The sequence below is a fragment of the Micromonospora sp. WMMD723 genome (genome assembly GCF_049863385.1).
Lineage (GTDB): Bacteria > Actinomycetota > Actinomycetes > Mycobacteriales > Micromonosporaceae > Micromonospora > Micromonospora wenchangensis.
The window spans coordinates 4,296,627-4,313,617 of the sequence record NZ_JBMKNR010000001.1 but is presented as its reverse complement, the minus strand read 5'-3'; the positions used below and the strand labels follow the sequence as shown (position 1 = coordinate 4,313,617).

Sequence of the window (16,991 nt, the reverse complement as noted above, 5' to 3'; positions counted from 1 at the left end):
GAAGCCGACGCCGACCGTAGAGTGTTGCGGAAATCACGTTCATCTACCTCGATGTGTAATGGCGCAGGAACGCACCAGTTCGATCGGAGGTGGAATTCCCGATGAGTCATGTCCGGTTTCGCTACTTCGCCGGCGCAGAATCGATCCCCCCTGATTTCGTCCACCGAATACGCACCGACCTGGCCCGGTCGATGCCCCGGCACCGGGTGGCCGACTACCTGACCACCAAACAGCACATCCTGCGGGAGAGCCACCACCTCGTCGCCGCCGAGACGGCCCAGGGGTGCGTCGGGCTCGTCGCCGCCACCGAACGCGACCCCGACGACCGGCCCTTCACCTACGTCGAAACCCTGCTGGTCGCCGAGGAACACCACGGGGGAACCGTCGCCTTCGGCCTCGTCTCCCGACTTTTCCGCGAAATCACCCGCCGGCTCGGCGAATTTCCGGAACTGGTGGCGATGAAGACCTACACACCGAAGGCGTACACGGTCATGCGCCGGTTCACCGTGCACGACGACATCCGCTGCTATCCGTCCCTCGACGGCTCCGACCCCGACGAGGTGCGCCGGCTGGCCGGGCGGCTGGCCGCCCAACTGTCACCGGAGTGCCGGTTCGATCCCCGTACCGGGGTGATCGTGCACGGCGGCGGCACGGTCGGCAGCGATTTCTGGCAGTACCGGCCACGCTCCGGAAACCGGCGCGTCGACGCCTTCTTCTCCGCCGAGGTCGGCGAATTCGACCGGGTGCTGTGCCTGGTGCACGCCCCGACACCGGCCGCCCGCGCGGCACTGGCCGCGGCATTGCGTATCACCCCGAATCCGGCACCCCGACAGGAGATCGCGTGAACGACGTAACCATGTCCGGCGGCGCGGCACGGGACTGGCTGGCCGGGAAGGGCTACCCGTTCACCGACAACGTCGCATTCCACCGCTCGGCCGGCGAGTTCGACGGGGGCGGCCAGTTCGGCGTCGAGATCCCGGCGGTGAACTCGATGCGCGACCTCGAAATCATGGTCAAACTGCTCAACGAGCACGGCGTCCGGGTCACCCGGTTCAACGAGACGTTGGGGTCCTTCCTGCTCTCCGACGCCGAACTGACCGACATGTTCGCGCTGTGCCGGGAGAACGACCACGGCATCGTGGTCAGCCTGGGCCCCCGCCCCGAGTACGACACGAAGAGCGCCTTCTACCGCACCGGCTTCGGCCTGGAGATGGGCCGGCAGATCAACAACAGCGACGGCATCCGCGCCTGCGTGGCCGAGGCGCTGCGGCTCGCGGCGCTCGGCTGCCGGGGCATCACCGTCTACGACATCGGCGTGCTGCGGGTGCTCGCGGAGCTGCGGTCGGACGGCCTGCTCCCGGCCGACCTGGTCTTCAAGACCTCCAGCCACTGCATGCCGACGAACCCCTTCCTGGCACGGATCTTCGCCGAGAACGGCGCCGACAGCATCACCCTGGCGCACGACCTGGGCCTGCCGATGATCCAGGAGATCCGGCGGCTCAACCCCGAACTGCCGATGGACGTGCCCACCGACGTCTACCGCACCAAGGGCGGCTTCATCCGGTTCTACGAGCTGGCCGAGATCGTCCAGATCGCCGCCCCGGTGATGCTCAAGATGGGCGCGAGCGTGCAGGAACACCCGTACGACCCGCCGAGTGAGGCACGGACCGTCGAGCGGGTCCGGCGCGTCGCCCGCGGCCTGGAAATGCTCGACCGCCACCTTCCCGACAAGACCGCCATCTCCCGCCGCAGCCGGCAGTACGCGATTCCGGCCGCGGCGTCCGACCGACGACAGGGGCCGGCAAGCGCATGACCACCAAAGAGCACGCCGCATTCAAGCAGGAGGTCGACGAACTGCTGCGGCAGATGGTGCAGCAGTTCTACCGCGAGGTCGAGGGCGCGGACCACCTCTTCCGGGCCAGGGACATCAACATGGCCTACTACCAGCGGCACGTCATCGAGATCATTCTCCGGCTGCGGATGAAGCGGTGGATCGACGCGCTGACGATCCACTACTTCACCAAGCACAACCCGGTGCTGGCCAAGAAGTGGTGTGCGTACACCGAGGACGAGATGCTGCACGACTCGATGTTCGCCAAGGACCTGGAACGGGTCGGGGTGAGCCGGGAGGAGATCTACTCGACCGAGCCGATGTTCTCCACCAAACTGCTCCAGGGCTACTTCTACTACGGCCTCGAACACGAGGGCCGGCCGCTGGCCTCGCTGTCCAGTTCGTACTTCATCGAGAACGTCTCGCTGATGACCCAACCGGACTGGATCGAGAACGTCGAGCAGGTGCTCGGCGCGGGCATGGCCAAGGGTCAGCAGGCGCACGTCAACCACGACCTGGAGGACGACCACACCGATTTCGTGTGGGACGTGCTCATGACGTTCGTGCACACCGACGACGACCGGCGACGGGTGGTGGAACACATCACCAACGTGTACCGGCTGTTCTGCGCCTTCTACACCGAGCTGTACCACCGCACCGTGCTGAAACAGGACGGCGCATTCGCTGTGGTGAAAGCGCTGACCACCCACTGAGGAGGCGAATCGCGGGCGGACGCGGGTCACCTCGGGACACCGGTCGCGGTGTTAGGGTCGGGCCCACCTTCCGTCGGACGGCGGTCACGTCACCACCGGTGGCGTGACCGCCCGTCGACCTCCGCCGCCGAGGAGAATGATCGCGATGGCCGTCACCGGTAACCGTCGTGCCGTCGTTTCCGTGCAGAGCCGGGAATGCAGCCCCGAACTGTTGGAACGGTTGAGCGGGTCGACCCTGTTTCCCGAACGGCCGGTCGGGGCGACGATCGTCGCGGTGGTCTGCCGGGGCGGCGGTTCGCTGCTCTACCTGACCGCGCCCCGCATGATCGACGCCGACCGCCAGGTGGACTACTTCCTCGGGCTGTTGCCGCAGGAGCCGGTCGACGGGCGGGACCCCCGCCGGGACCGGGTGGTCATCGGCAGCCTCGACGACTCCTCGCCCCGCTGGCTGAGCGACAAGCTGCTCGACCCGACGAACCCGGCGGCCACCCGGTTGCGCGAGCGCGTGGCCGACTTCGTCGCCGCCGCCCGGCAGGCGGGCGACGAGGTCACGCTGAGCTACTTCGAGCCGTCGGGCAACCTGCAGGACTACGCCGCCGCCCTCGGCGTCCCGGGGGACCAGGCCGACGCCGGGTACATCCCGCTCGGCACCAAGAGCGCCGGCCGGGACATGTTCCGGGCGCTCGACATCGCGGTGCCGGCGGGCACCCCCGAGTGCCACGACGTCGACACGCTCGCCGAGGCGGTCGCCGACCTCGTGCTGGCCGGGCGACGCCGGCTGGTGCTCAAGCTGAGCAGCACCGCGTACGGCGCCGGGATGGGCAACGCCACCGTCGACCTCACCGACGTCACCGGCACCGACCGCGCCGAGGTGGTCGCCGCCGTGGCCAAACGGCTACCCGACAGCCGGCTCGTCGACGGCAGGCTGGGCTGGGCGGAGTTCGCCGGCCTGATCCCCCATGCCGGCATCGTCGCCGAGGAGTTCGTCGAGGCCGACGAGCTGCGCAGCCCCAGCTTCCAGGGGCGGGTGACCCCCACCGGTGCCGTCGAGTGCGTCTCCACCCACGACCAGGTGCTCGGCGGGGCGGGCCTGACCTACGTCGGCAGCTCGTTCCCGGCCGACGCCGCCTACCGCGCCACCGTGGTCGAGTACGGCCTGCGCGTCGGCAGGTACCTCGTGGCGCAGGGCGTCACCACCGGCGACTACGGCGTCGACTTCATCGCCGCCCGCCGGGGTGACACGTTCCGGGTGCTCGGCTGCGAGCTGAACCTGCGCGCGACGGGGACCAAGCACGGTTTCGTGATGGCCAGCCACCTGCTCGACACCGTGCCGGACGCCGACGGCCGGCTGTTCACCGACACCCCCGACGGCCGCGCGGAGCGCGTCTACCAGGCGTCCGACGCGATCACCGACCCGTCGTTGGTGGGGCTGACCCCGGCCCGGCTGATCGACGCCGTCGAGCGGTCACCGCTGCGCTACGACCACACCCGGCGCACCGGCACGGTGCTGCACATGCTCAGCGCGCTGCCCGCCTACGGCAAGTTCGGTGCGGTCTGCATCGGCCGGGACGCGGCCGAGGCGGCGGAGCTGATGCGGGCCACCCGCGCCCTCGCCCTGGACGTGGCGGCCCACGACGCCTGAGCGCGCCCGGCCGGCGGGGCGACGGCCCGGGCTCAGTCCTCCGAGGCGGGGCGGCTCGCCGGGACGGTCGGCATCGGCCACTGCCCCGTCCGGACGATGGCGGAGGCGTCGAGCCGCTGCTCGGCCCAGACGTAGGTGTCCGGCAGCAGATCGGCCACCGGCACCTTGCGCAGCGCGTCCAGCGGCCCGACGATGACCTGGATGCCCGGGTGGTAGTCGAGCAGCACCTGCCGGCACCGCCCGCACGGCGGGATCACCCCGCGCCCCCGGTCACCCACCGCGACGATGGTCTCCAGCTCCCCCACGCCCTGGGTGGCGGCGGCGCCGATGGCCACCAGCTCCGCGCAGGGGCCACCGGTGAAGTGGAACAGGTTCACCCCGGTGAAGACCCGGCCGTCGGTGGTCCGGGCCGCCGCCGCGACGGTGTGGTTCTCGCTGCGGCAGCGCAGCTTGGCGACCGCCGTGGCGGCCTGGACCAGCGCGCGGTCGGTGTCCAGCATCGTCGTCGTCATCCGGCAGCCCCCGTGGTCGCGTCGTCGGCGCTCAGCGTAGCCCGGCGGCGGCCCGTTTCCCGGGCAGCGCACCGGGGGACGTGACCGGTCACCCACCGCCTCGCACACCCACCCCACCCGGCCCGCGACCTGCACCGCGACGGCCTGGGCCACCCGACCCACCACCGGCCGTGGGGCTCCCGGGCGTAACCCGGGGGCGGTCCGGCGGTCGGCTGCCTATCCTTGGCGACGACATGCAGAATCCAGCCGCCTCCGGTCCCGCCGCGCCCGCCGACGCCCCGACCGCCCGTGAGCTGCACCGCCGGCTCACCCCGTTGATGTTCCGCGACCAGCGTCGCCTGCAGCGGCGGCTGGAGGGGGTGCGCCGGCTGCGTGACCCGCAGCGGCGCGACGAGGCGCTGGCCGAGATCGCCGTGGAGGTGTCCCGGGCGGAGGGCCGGCTGGCCACCCGGCGGGCCGCCGTGCCGACGATCACGTACCCGGCACAGTTGCCGGTCAGCGAACGCCGCGACGACATCGCCGCCGCCATCCGCGACCACCAGGTGGTGATCGTGGCCGGCGAGACCGGCTCCGGCAAGACCACCCAGCTACCCAAGATCTGCCTGGAGCTGGGGCGGGGGATCACCGGCCTGATCGGGCACACCCAGCCCCGCCGGCTGGCCGCCCGCACGGTCGCCGACCGGATCGCCGAGGAGCTGGGCACCGAGCTGGGCGACGTGGTCGGCTACAAGGTGCGCTTCACCGACCAGGTGAGCGACCGCAGCCTGGTCAAGCTGATGACCGACGGCATCCTGCTGGCCGAATTGCAGACCGACCGGATGCTCCGCCAGTACGACACGTTGATCATCGACGAGGCACACGAGCGCAGCCTCAACATCGACTTCATCCTCGGCTACCTGCGCCAGCTGCTCCCCCGGCGGCCCGACCTCAAGGTGGTCATCACCTCGGCGACCATCGAGACCGCCCGGTTCGCCGAGCACTTCGCCGACGCCGACGGCCGGCCCGCGCCGGTGGTCGAGGTGTCCGGGCGGACGTACCCGGTGGAGGTGCGCTACCGGCCGCTGGTGGAGGTCGCCGAGGGCGACGACGACGGGGACGACGACGAGGAGAACGTCCGCGACCAGATCCAGGCGATCGGCGACGCGGTGCAGGAGCTGGCCGCCGAGGGGCCGGGCGACATCCTGGTCTTCCTCAGCGGCGAACGGGAGATCCGGGACACCGCCGAGGCGCTGGGCAAGCTGACCCAGTCGAAACGCGCGCTGCTCGGCACCGAGATCCTGCCGCTGTACGCCCGGCTGTCGGCCGCCGAACAGCACCGGGTCTTCGCCCCGCACGCCGGACGCCGGGTGGTGCTCGCCACGAACGTCGCGGAGACCTCGCTGACCGTCCCCGGCATCAAGTACGTGGTGGACCCGGGCTCGGCCCGGATCTCCCGCTACTCCAGCCGGCTCAAGGTGCAGCGGCTGCCGATCGAGCCGGTCTCCCAGGCGTCGGCCAACCAGCGCAAGGGCCGCTGCGGCCGGACCTCGGACGGCATCTGCATCCGGCTCTACGACGAGCAGGACTTCGCCTCCCGGCCGGAGTTCACCGACCCGGAGATCCTGCGTACCAACCTCGCCTCGGTCATCCTCCAGATGACCGCGATCGGCCTCGGTGACCTCGCCGCGTTCCCGTTCATCGACCCGCCGGACCGGCGCAACGTCAGCGACGGGGTCAACCTGCTGCACGAACTGGGTGCGCTGGACCCGACGGAGACCGACCCGGCCAAGCGGCTCACCCCGCTGGGTCGGCGGCTGGCCCAGCTCCCGGTCGACCCCCGGCTGGCCCGGATGGTCATCGAGGGCGAACGCAACGGCTGCGCCACCGAGGTGCTGGTGATCGCCGCCGCGCTGTCGATCCAGGACCCGCGGGAGCGGCCGGCGGAGAAGCAGGCCCAGGCCGACCAGGCGCACGCCCGCTTCACCGACCGGGAATCCGACTTCGTGTCGCTGCTCAACCTGTGGCGGTACCTGCGCGAACAGCAGCGGGAGCTGTCCTCCAGCGCGTTTCGCCGGATGTGCCGGGCGGAGTACCTCAACTACCTGCGGGTGCGCGAGTGGCAGGACATCGTCGCCCAGTTGCGGCAGGTGCTGCGTACCCCGGAGCAGGGTGACGGGCGGCGGGGCCGGCGGGGCGCGGCGCAGGCCCCGGCCGACGGCGGCCGGCGCGGGGTCGCCGCCGACCTGCCGGAGGAGATCGACACCCCGAAGGTGCACCAGTCGCTGCTGCCCGGCCTGCTGTCGCACATCGGGCTCAAGGACGCCCAGAAGCACGAGTACCTGGGCGCGCGGGGAGCGAAGTTCGCGATCTTCCCCGGGTCGGCGCTGTTCAGGAAGCCGCCGCGCTGGGTGATGGCCGCCGAACTGGTGGAGACCTCCCGGCTGTGGGGGCGGGTCGCCGGGCGGGTGGAGCCGGAGTGGGTCGAGCCGCTGGCCCAGCACCTGGTCAAACGCAGCTACAGCGAGCCGCACTGGGAGAAGAAGCAGGCCGCCGTGATGGCCTACGAGAAGGTCACCCTGTACGGCGTTCCGCTGGTCACCTCCCGCAAGGTCAACTTCGGTCGGATCGACCCGGCGCTGAGCCGGGAGCTGTTCATCAGGCACGCCCTGGTGGAGGGCGACTGGCAGACCCACCACCAGTTCTGGCGGGACAACGAGAAGCTCCGCACCGAGATCGAGGAGCTGGAGAACCGGGCCCGCCGCCGGGACATCCTGGTCGACGACGAGAGCATCTTCGCCTTCTACGACCAGCGCGTCCCCGCCGACGTGGTCTCCGGCCGACACTTCGACGCCTGGTGGAAGACCGCCCGCCGCCAGCAGCCCGACCTGCTCACCTTCACCCGGGAACTGCTGGTCAACGCCGGACGGGGCGGGGTCGACGAGGCCGACTTCCCGGACGAGTGGCGGGCCGACGGGGTGACCCTGCCGCTGACGTACACCTTCGACCCGACCGCGCCCACCGACGGCGTCACCGTCGACATCCCGCTGCCGCTGCTCAACCAGGTGCCGGCGGAGAGCTTCGACTGGCAGGTGCCGGGGCTGCGGGAGGAGCTGGTGATCGCGCTGATCCGGACGCTGCCCAAGGCGGTGCGGCGCAACTTCGTCCCGGTGCCCGACCACGCCCGTGCGGCGCTCGCCGCGATCACCCCGGGCGAGGAGCCGCTGCTGGACGCGTTGGCCCGGCAACTGCGCCGGATGACCGGGGTGACCGTGCCCCGCGAGGCGTGGGAACCGGCGAAGCTGCCACCGCACCTGCGGGTGACGTTCCGGGTGATCGGCGACGCGGACCAGCCGGTCGCCGAGGGCAAGGACCTGCCGGCCCTGCAACGCCAGCTCCGCCAGGAGGTACGCCAGGTGGTGGCCGCCGCCGCGCCGGAGCTGGCCCGGACCGGGCTGACCGGGTGGACCATCGGCACCCTGCCGCGCACCGTCGAGCAGGTCCGGGCCGGCTACGCGGTGACCGCCTACCCGGCGCTGGTGGACGAGGGCACGACGGTCGGGGTGAAGGTCTTCGACTCCGAGGCCGAGCAGGCCGCCGCACACTGGGCGGGCACGAGGCGGCTGCTGCGGCTGACCGTGCCGTCACCGGCGCAGTTCCTGCAGGGGCGGCTGAGCAACGAGGCGAAGCTGGCGTTGAGCCGCAACCCGCACGGCGGGGTGCAGCAGCTCATCGCCGACGCCGCCGGGGCCGCCATCGACAAGCTGATCGCCGACGCGGGTGGGCCGGCCTGGGACGCCGACGGCTTCGCCGCGCTGCGCGACCGGGTCCGCGCCGACCTGGTCGACACGGTCGTGGAGGTGATGGGCCGGGTCCGTCAGGTGCTCGCCGCCGCGTACGCGGTGGAACAGCGCCTCGGCGCGACCCGCAACCTGGCGGTGGTGGCCGCCCTGGCCGACCTGCGCCAGCAGCTCACCGGCCTGGTGCACGACGGTTTCATCACCGAGACCGGGTACGCCCGGCTGCCCGACCTGCTGCGCTACCTGACCGCGATGGAACGCCGGCTGGACCGGCTGCCCGCCAACCCGCAGCGGGACAAGTCCCAGCAGGACCGGATCGCCACGGTGCAGCAGGAGTACCGGGACATGGTGGCCGCGCTGCCCCCGGCGCGCCGCGACTCGGCCCCGGTACGGCAGATCCGCTGGATGATCGAGGAGCTGCGGGTGAACGTCTTCGCGCAGGCCCTCGGCACCCCGTATCCGGTGTCCGAGCAGCGCATCTACCGCGCGATGGACGACGCCGAGGGGCGCTGATCAGGGCAGCGGCTCCACGCCCGGCGGCAGGTCGCTGGTGCTGGTGGCCGCGTGCACGTAGTCGAGCAGGATGCGCCGCAGTTCCCGCCCGGCGTGGGTGGGCACGACGTCGCGACGGCGGGCCACCGCGATGGTCCGGCGCACCCCGGGCGGGGCGAGCCGGGTGACCCGGATGCCGGGGCGCCGGCTGACCACGATGCCCGGCACCAGGGCGATGCCCAGTCCGGCCTCGACGAAGCTGAGCACGGCGTCCATCTCGCCGCCGTCGACCGAGAAGGTGGGCTCGAAGCCGGCCTCCCGGCACGCCTGGATGGTGGCGTCGCGCAGGTCGTAGCCCTCGCGGAACATCACCAGCGGTTGGTCGCGCAGGTCGGTGATCCGCAGTTCGCCACTGACCAGGGCGGCGGGCAGCGGCTCCACCGAGGCGACCACCAGGCTCTCCCGCAGGATCGGGTCGACCCGCAGCCCGGGGTCGGCCCCCTGCGCGGGCATGATGATCAGGGCGAGGTCGAGGTCGCCGCGCAGCAGGTCGCGGACGAGGTCCTGCGAGCCGCCCTCCTCGACCCGCAGGTCAACGGCGGGGTGGGCGTCGCGGAACCGGCGCAGCACCGGCGGGGCGAGCGAGGTGGCCAGGCTGGGGGTGGCCCCGAGCCGGACCCGGCCCCGGCGCAGGCCGACCAGTTCCTGCACCTCCCGGGTGGCGGTGTCGACGTCGGCGAGGATGCGTTTGGCCAGCGGCAGCAGCACCTCACCGGCGGCGGTGAGGGCGATGTTGCCGCGTACCCGCTCGAACAGGGGGGCGCCGAGGGTGGTCTCCAGAGCGTGAACTTGCTTACTCAACGACGGCTGGGTTATGCCGACGATGTCGGCGGCTTGGGTGAAATGTCGTACTTCAGCCACCGCGACGAAGTACCTCAGCTGATGGAGCTGCATCTTCATAGCTTACGGCTATCGAGACTGCGAGTTCGATGCATTGGACGACTGATTGCCGGGCTCCTAGCGTCGGTCAGGTGGTAATCACGAAAACTCGGTCGCCCATCCGCTCCAACGTCGGCCTCAAGGCCGTCATGGCGGTGACGGGCATCATGCTCGTGCTGTTCCTCGTCGCCCACATGCTCGGCAACCTCAAGGTGTTCACCGGCGAGACCTCGTTCGACCACTACGCGCACTGGCTGCGCGACATCGGCAAGCCGCTGCTGCCCGGGGTCTGGTTCCTGTGGATCCTGCGCACCGCGCTGGTGGTGGCCGTGATCGGGCACATCTGGGCGGCGACCGTGCTGGCCGTACGGGCGCGCGCCGCCCGCCCGGTGCGCTACGCCCACCGCAAGAAGGTCCAGGGCAGCTACGCCGCGCGCACCATGCGCTGGGGCGGCGTGATCATCCTGCTCTTCGTGATCTACCACATCCTGGACCTGACCACCGGCACCCTCAACCCGGTCGGCGACGCCAGCAACCCGTACGGCAACGTGGTCGCCGACTTCGCCCCGGACCGCTGGTACGTCACGCTGTTCTACACGCTGGCGATCGTCACCGTCGGCTTCCACCTGCGGCACGGGCTGTTCTCCGCGTTGCGCAGCCTCGGCCAGCAGACCCCCCGGGGCGAGCGCCGGGCCCGCACCGCCGCGCTGGTCTTCGCCGTCGTGCTCTGCGCCGGCTACCTGGTGGTCCCGTTCGCCGTACTCACCGGATTGGTGTCCTGACATGGAACTCTTCACCGAGGGCGAGCCGATCGCCGACACGAAGGCTCCCGACGGCCCGGTCGAGAAGCGCTGGGAGACCCGCCGCTTCGAGGCCAAGCTGGTCAACCCGGCGAACCGGCGCAAGCTGACGGTGATCGTGGTGGGCACCGGCCTGGCCGGTGGCTCCGCCGCCGCCACCCTCGCCGAGCAGGGCTACCGGGTGCGCAGCTACTGCTACCAGGACAGCCCGCGCCGCGCCCACTCGATCGCCGCACAGGGCGGCATCAACGCCGCCAAGAACTACCGCAACGACGGCGACTCGGTGCACCGGCTCTTCTACGACACGGTCAAGGGCGGTGACTTCCGCTCCCGCGAGTCGAACGTGCACCGGCTCGCCGAGGTGTCGGTCAACATCATCGACCAGTGCGTCGCCCAGGGTGTCCCGTTCGCCCGCGAGTACGGCGGGCTGCTGGACACCCGCTCCTTCGGCGGCGCGCAGGTGCAGCGCACCTTCTACGCCCGGGGCCAGACGGGCCAGCAGCTGCTGCTCGGCGCGTACCAGGCGCTGGAGCGGCAGATCGGCCTGGGCAACGTGGAGATGCACACCCGGCACGAGATGCTGGAACTGGTCGTCGTGGACGGCCGGGCCCGGGGCATCGTGGTCCGCGACATGGTCACCGGTGAGATCAGCACCGAGATGGCCGACGCGGTGGTGCTCGCCTCCGGCGGCTACGGCAACGTCTTCTACCTCTCCACCAACGCCAAGGGCTGCAACGTCACCGCCTCCTGGCGGGCGCACCGCAAGGGCGCGTACTTCGCCAACCCCTGCTACACCCAGATCCACCCGACCTGCATCCCGGTCTCCGGCGACCACCAGTCGAAGCTGACCCTGATGAGCGAGTCGCTGCGCAACGACGGCCGGGTCTGGGTGCCGAAGGCCAAGGGCGACGACCGCGACCCCCGGCAGATCCCGGAGGACGAGCGGGACTACTACCTGGAGCGGATCTACCCGTCGTTCGGCAACCTGGTCCCCCGGGACATCGCCTCCCGGGCCGCCAAGAACGTCTGCGACGAGGGCCGGGGCGTCGGGCCGACCAAGCTCGGGGTCTACCTCGACTTCGCCGACGCGATCGAACGGCTCGGCCGCAAGGCCATCGAGGCCAAGTACGGCAACCTGTTCGAGATGTACGAGCGGATCACCGGCGAGGACCCGTACCGGGTGCCGATGCGGATCTACCCGGCCGTGCACTACACGATGGGCGGGCTGTGGGTCGACTACGACCTCCAGTCGACCATCCCCGGCCTGTTCGTCATCGGTGAGGCCAACTTCTCCGACCACGGCGCGAACCGGCTCGGCGCGTCGGCCCTGATGCAGGGCCTGGCCGACGGGTACTTCGTGCTGCCCACCACCATCGCCCACTACCTGGCCTCCGGTCCGCTGGACAGGGTCGACGCCAGCCACCCGGCGGCGGTGCAGGCCCGGCGCGAGGTGGAGGACCGGATCGCCCGGCTGTTGGCCGTCAACGGCGACCGGACGGTGGACTCGTTCCACCGGGAGCTGGGCCAGATCATGTGGGAGCACTGCGGGATGGAGCGCTCCGAGGCCGGGCTGCGCAAGGCCATCGACGAGATCCGGGCGCTGCGGGAGCAGTTCTGGCAGCGGGTCCGGGTGCCTGGTGACGGCGAGGGGCTCAACCAGTCGCTGGAGAAGGCCGGCCGGGTGGCCGACTTCTTCGAGCTGGCCGAGCTGATGTGCATCGACGCCCTGCACCGCGAGGAGTCCTGCGGCGGCCACTTCCGGGCCGAGCACCAGACCCCCGACGGTGAGGCGCAGCGCGACGACGACCGGTTCGCCTACGTGGCGGCCTGGGAGTTCACCGCGACCGGTGAGCCGGCCGTGCTGCACAAGGAAGACCTGAAGTTCGAGTACGTCCACCCCACGCAGCGGAGCTACAAGTGAACCTGACCCTGCGCATCTGGCGTCAGTCCGGCCCCCAGGACAAGGGGCGGATGGTGACCTACCCGGTCGACGACGTCTCCCCCGACATGTCGTTCCTGGAGATGCTCGACGTGCTCAACGAACGGCTGATCCTCGCCGGGGAGGAGCCGGTCGCGTTCGACCACGACTGCCGCGAGGGCATCTGCGGTATGTGCGGTCTGATGATCAACGGGGACGCGCACGGCCCGCAGCGCGGCACCACCGCCTGCCAGCTGCACATGCGGCAGTTCTCCGACGGCGAGACGATCGACATCGAGCCGTGGCGGGCCCGGGCCTTCCCGGTGATCAAGGACCTGGTGGTCAACCGGAGCGCCTTCGACAAGATCATCGCGGCCGGGGGCTACATCACCGCGCCGACCGGCAGCGCCCCCGAGGCGCACGCCGCGCCGGTGGCCAAGGCCAACGCCGACGCCGCCTTCGAATCCGCCGCCTGCATCGGCTGCGGGGCGTGCGTCGCGGCCTGCCCCAACGGCTCCGGCATGCTCTTCACCGCCGCCAAGGTCACCCAACTCTCGCTGCTGCCGCAGGGCCAGCCGGAGCGCTACACCCGGGTGATCGGCATGGTCGACGCGCACGACGAGGCCGGCTTCGGCGGCTGCACCAACGCCGGCGAGTGCACCGCGGTCTGCCCCAAGGGCATCCCGCTGAACACCATCGGCCGGCTCAACCGGGACTACCTCACCGCCACCGCCAAGCGCGGCGACACCCCCGGCTCCTGAACACCTGCTCCACCACGACCGCCGCACCCCCGGCTCCGGGGATGCGGCGGTCGCCGTCTCTCCTGCGCCGTCGCCGCCGTCCACCGGGATGCGCGGCGGCGGATCGCCGGGCGGCCCGGCGCGGGTAGGCAGGCACGCCGCCGGTTCAAGCGCCCCTGCCGGGGTAGCAGACCCCTCGACGGCAGCGAGAGGGGACAGCAGCGATGAAGGCACTGACCTGGCACGGCACGCGCGACGTCCGGGTGGACGAGGTCCCGGACCCCCGGATCGAGGCACCGACGGACGCGATCGTCCGGATCACCTCGACCGCGATCTGCGGCTCCGACCTGCACCTGTACGAGGTGCTCGGGCCGTACCTGAAGCCGGGTGACATCCTCGGGCACGAACCGATGGGCATCGTCGAGGAAGTCGGCTCCGGGGTGACCCGGCTCAAGCCCGGCGACCGGGTGGTCGTCCCGTTCAACATCGCCTGCGGACACTGCTGGATGTGCGAGCGGCAGCTCTTCGCCCAGTGCGAGACGACCCAGGTGACCGCCGAGGGCAAGGGCGCGTCGCTGTTCGGCTACACCTCCCTCTACGGCTCCGTCCCCGGCGGGCAGGCCGAGTACCTGCGGGTCCCGCAGGCCCAGTTCGGCCCGATCACCATCCCGCAGACCGGGGCCGACGAGCGCTACCTGTACCTCAGCGACATCCTGCCCACCGCCTGGCAGGCGGTGAAGTACGCCGACACCCCGCCCGGCGGCACCCTGGCCGTGTTCGGGCTCGGCCCGGTCGGGCAGTTCTGCGCCCGGATCGGCCGGCACCTCGGCGCGGGCCGGGTGATCGGGCTGGACCTGGTGCCGGAGCGGCTGGAGATGGCCCGCCGGCACGGCATCGAGACGCTCGACGTCAGCCAGCTCGACGACGTGCCCGGCGCGCTGATCGACCTGGTCGACGGGCGCGGCCCGGACGCGGTGATCGACGCGGTCGGCATGGAGGCGCACGGCTCGACCAGTGGCAAGCTGGCCCAGCACGCCGCCGGGCTGCTGCCGGACAAGCTGGCCGACAAGATGATCGACAAGGTCGGTGTGGACCGGTTGACCGTGCTCAAGGCCGCGCTCAAGGCGGTGCGGCGCGGCGGCACCGTCTCGATCTCCGGGGTTTACGGCGGCGAGGTGGACCCGATGCCGCTGATGGAGATGTTCGACCGGGGCATCCAGCTGCGGATGGGCCAGTGCCACGTACGCCGGTGGACCGACGAGATCCTGCCGCTGCTGTCCGGCGACGACGACCCGTTGGGCGTGGAGGACCTGCGGACCCACCGGATGCCGCTGGTGGACGCGCCGAAGGCGTACGAGATGTTCCAGAAGAAGGAGGACGGCTGCGTCAAGGTCGTACTCGCTCCGTGAGCCGGGTGGTGGTGGTCACCGGGGCCACCAGCGGCATCGGCCGCGCGGCGGCCCTGGAGTTCGCCGGGCGCGGGGACCTGCTGGTCCTCGCCGCCCGCTCCCCCGAAAGCCTGGCCGAGGTACGCCGGGAGTGCCACGACGCCGGCGCCGGGCGGGTACGCACGGTGCCCACCGACGTCACCGACCCCGACGCGCTCGACGCCCTGGCCGACACGGCGGAACGCGAGTTCGGCCGGATCGACGTGTGGGTGCACACCGCGGCGGTGATGGCCTACGGCCGGTTCGAGGAACTGCCGGCGGCGGTCTTCGACCGGGTGGTCCGCACCGACCTGCTCGGCGCGGCCGGCGTCGTCCGGGTGGCGCTGCGCCGGTTCCGGGCGGCCGGCGGGGGCACCCTGATCCTCACCGGCTCGGTCCTCGGGCACGTCACCGCCCCCTACATGAGCGGCTACGTGACCAGCAAGTGGGGCCTTCAGGGACTGGTCCGCACCGTGCAGCAGGAGGCCCGGGAGCTGCCCGGGGTGCACGTCTGCCTGGTCACCCCGGGCAGTGTGGACACCCCGGTCTACCAGCGGGCGGCGAACTACCTGGGCCGGGCCGGCCGGCCCCCGCTGCCGGTCACCACCCCGCAGCGGGTGGCGAGGGCCATCGCGCGTTGCGCCGACCGGCCCCGCCGGGAGGTGTCGGTGGGCCGGGTCAACCTGCTCATGCGGGGTGGCTTCACCCTCCTGCCGGGCGTCTACGACGCGCTCGTCGGGCCGCTGATGCGGCGCGGCGGGCTGACCGGGCAGGCCGTCGCGCCGCACGACGGTGTCGTGTTCGCCCCGGACCCGGCCGGCGCGGCGGTGCGCGGCGGCTGGCTGCCGGAGCTGTCCGCCCTGCTGCGCCGGTCCGCCGTACCGGCGCGCAGGACGGCCGCCGCGCTCGGGACGGGGGTGGCGGTCGCGGCCGGGACGGCGCTGGCGGTCGGGACGGCGCTCGCGGCGGGTGGCGCGGCCCGGCGTCGACGACGCTGAGCGGCACCCCCACCGCCCCCGACCGGTCACCTAGAGTGGTGGCCCGGAGACAAATCCGGGCCACCACTCGACGGGAGAGACGTGACGGTGAACCGCAGGACGGCGCTGGGTCTCGGCACGGCAGCCACGGCGGGAGCGGTGCTCGTCGGCACTGCGGCGTCGGCCGCCGCCCGCCCCGGTAAGTCCGCCACCGCCGGGGCGAGCCCGGAACTCGTCGCCCCACGGATCGCCGCGGCCTTCCAGCGGGAGAAGTCGCTGACCGGCGGCAACTGGCAGGTCCACCTCAGTCTGGAGAACGGCGCCACCCCACTGGTCGCGGTCTCCGAGTCCGCCGACCGGCGGGTCGAGGCGTACAGCGTCAACAAGATCGCGGTGGCCGTCGCGGTGCTCGACCGGATCGACCGGGGGCTGCTCACCCTCGACCAGCGGGTCGAGGTGGCCGCCTCGACCGTGGTGCCCGGCGGCGACGGCATCTTCGTCCTGGACACCGCCTACCCCAGTTCGGTGACCGTCGGGCACGTGCTGGCCAACCTGCTCACCGTCTCCGACGACACCGCGTCGCGGCTGTGCGGCCTGGTCTGCCCGGCCACCGAGATCAACCGCACCCTCGCTGCGAAGGGCTTCCCCAACACCCAGGTGCAGCCGCTGTCCGACCCCCACCGGTTCTATCTCGGCACCAGCACCGCCCGGGAGACGCACGCGCTGCTGCGCGCCCTGGTCGCCGGCACGTTGCTGTCGCCGTCGTCGACCGCCCTCGTGCTCAAACTGCTGCGCTCCCCGGTCGCCTTCACCGACGGCATCCGGCGCACCATGTCCTCGGAGGAGCGGGCCCGGGTGGCCACCAAGGCGGGCTGGTTCGTCGACGCCCGGCACGAGGCCGGTGTGGTCTTCGACACCACCGGGGCGGCCGTGCTGACCTACGTGCTCTTCGCCGACGGCCAGGCCGACCGGGACAACTTCGGTGCCACCCACCCGGTGGTGCAGGCCCGGGCCCGGCTCGGCCGCTTCCTCCTGGACGCCACCACGCAGCTGAGGGGCACCGCCGACGCGCCCCGGCACCGGGTGGCCCGGCAGCGCCCCAGCAACGGCGGCTGACCACCTGGGCCCGCTCCCCCGGGCCCGGGTCGTCCGCCGGCCCGCCGGCCGGCCACCCGAAGCGGGACGGACCGTGGCTCGACGTGGGCGGGAGCCGTCGGCGGTGAC

The 16,991-nt window shown here is 71.8% G+C and carries 13 protein-coding genes; 11 read left to right on the top strand and 2 right to left on the bottom strand.

Going from position 1 to position 16,991, the window contains the following annotated elements:
• Positions 1-101: 101 nt before the first annotated feature.
• The 4 genes from ACN261_RS18995 (at position 102) to ACN261_RS18980 (ending at position 4,186) form a co-directional block, all read left to right on the top strand.
• Positions 102-845, top strand: coding sequence for a GNAT family N-acetyltransferase (locus ACN261_RS18995; RefSeq protein ID WP_421486681.1), 744 nt, complete (start codon positions 102-104; stop codon positions 843-845).
• Positions 842-1,813, top strand: coding sequence for a hypothetical protein (locus tag ACN261_RS18990; protein WP_363656656.1), 972 nt, complete (start codon positions 842-844; stop codon positions 1,811-1,813). Before ACN261_RS18995 ends, ACN261_RS18990 begins: the two co-directional genes overlap by 4 nt.
• Positions 1,810-2,544: an iron-containing redox enzyme family protein gene (locus tag ACN261_RS18985; RefSeq protein WP_425851357.1), complete on the top strand. Its 735-nt coding sequence runs from the start codon at positions 1,810-1,812 to the stop codon at positions 2,542-2,544. The genes ACN261_RS18990 and ACN261_RS18985 overlap by 4 nt, the downstream gene beginning before the upstream one ends.
• Positions 2,545-2,689: 145 nt before the next feature.
• Entirely contained in the window at positions 2,690-4,186 is a 1,497-nt protein-coding gene (locus tag ACN261_RS18980) for a peptide ligase PGM1-related protein (RefSeq protein ID WP_425851355.1), read from the top strand.
• A gap of 32 nt (positions 4,187-4,218) precedes the next feature.
• On the opposite strand, the gene ACN261_RS18975 is transcribed toward ACN261_RS18980, so the two are convergent.
• Positions 4,219-4,698: a cytidine deaminase family protein gene (locus ACN261_RS18975; RefSeq protein WP_421486678.1), complete on the bottom strand. Its 480-nt coding sequence runs from the start codon at positions 4,696-4,698 to the stop codon at positions 4,219-4,221.
• Positions 4,699-4,931: 233 nt separating this feature from the next.
• Here ACN261_RS18975 and hrpA point away from each other — a divergent pair, with 233 nt between their 5' ends.
• On the top strand, positions 4,932-8,987 hold the full coding sequence (gene hrpA, locus ACN261_RS18970) for an ATP-dependent RNA helicase HrpA (RefSeq protein ID WP_425851353.1): 4,056 nt from the start codon (positions 4,932-4,934) through the stop codon (positions 8,985-8,987).
• On the opposite strand, the gene ACN261_RS18965 is transcribed toward hrpA, so the two are convergent.
• Positions 8,988-9,926 (bottom strand): LysR family transcriptional regulator, encoded by a 939-nt coding sequence (locus ACN261_RS18965; RefSeq protein ID WP_421486676.1) that lies wholly within the window; start codon positions 9,924-9,926, stop codon positions 8,988-8,990. It lies immediately after the preceding gene.
• 77 nt (positions 9,927-10,003) lie between these two features.
• On the opposite strand from ACN261_RS18965, the gene ACN261_RS18960 reads away from it, so the two are divergent.
• From ACN261_RS18960 to ACN261_RS18935, 6 genes are all read left to right on the top strand, one after another.
• A complete protein-coding gene (locus ACN261_RS18960; RefSeq protein WP_364317426.1) occupies positions 10,004-10,687 on the top strand; it encodes a succinate dehydrogenase cytochrome b subunit in 684 nt (227 codons plus the stop codon).
• 1 nt (position 10,688) lies between these two features.
• Entirely contained in the window at positions 10,689-12,626 is a 1,938-nt protein-coding gene (locus ACN261_RS18955; RefSeq protein ID WP_421486675.1) for a fumarate reductase/succinate dehydrogenase flavoprotein subunit, read from the top strand.
• Complete coding sequence (locus ACN261_RS18950; RefSeq protein WP_145918780.1) at positions 12,623-13,384, top strand: succinate dehydrogenase/fumarate reductase iron-sulfur subunit; 762 nt, start codon at positions 12,623-12,625, stop codon at positions 13,382-13,384. The genes ACN261_RS18955 and ACN261_RS18950 overlap by 4 nt, the downstream gene beginning before the upstream one ends.
• A gap of 203 nt (positions 13,385-13,587) precedes the next feature.
• Complete coding sequence (locus ACN261_RS18945) at positions 13,588-14,772, top strand: zinc-dependent alcohol dehydrogenase (protein ID WP_421486674.1); 1,185 nt, start codon at positions 13,588-13,590, stop codon at positions 14,770-14,772.
• Positions 14,769-15,788, top strand: a complete 1,020-nt coding sequence (locus ACN261_RS18940; RefSeq protein WP_425851349.1) for an SDR family NAD(P)-dependent oxidoreductase — start codon at positions 14,769-14,771, stop codon at positions 15,786-15,788. Before ACN261_RS18945 ends, ACN261_RS18940 begins: the two co-directional genes overlap by 4 nt.
• 87 nt (positions 15,789-15,875) lie before the next feature.
• On the top strand, positions 15,876-16,883 hold the full coding sequence (locus ACN261_RS18935) for a serine hydrolase (protein WP_425851348.1): 1,008 nt from the start codon (positions 15,876-15,878) through the stop codon (positions 16,881-16,883).
• Positions 16,884-16,991: the final 108 nt, after the last annotated feature.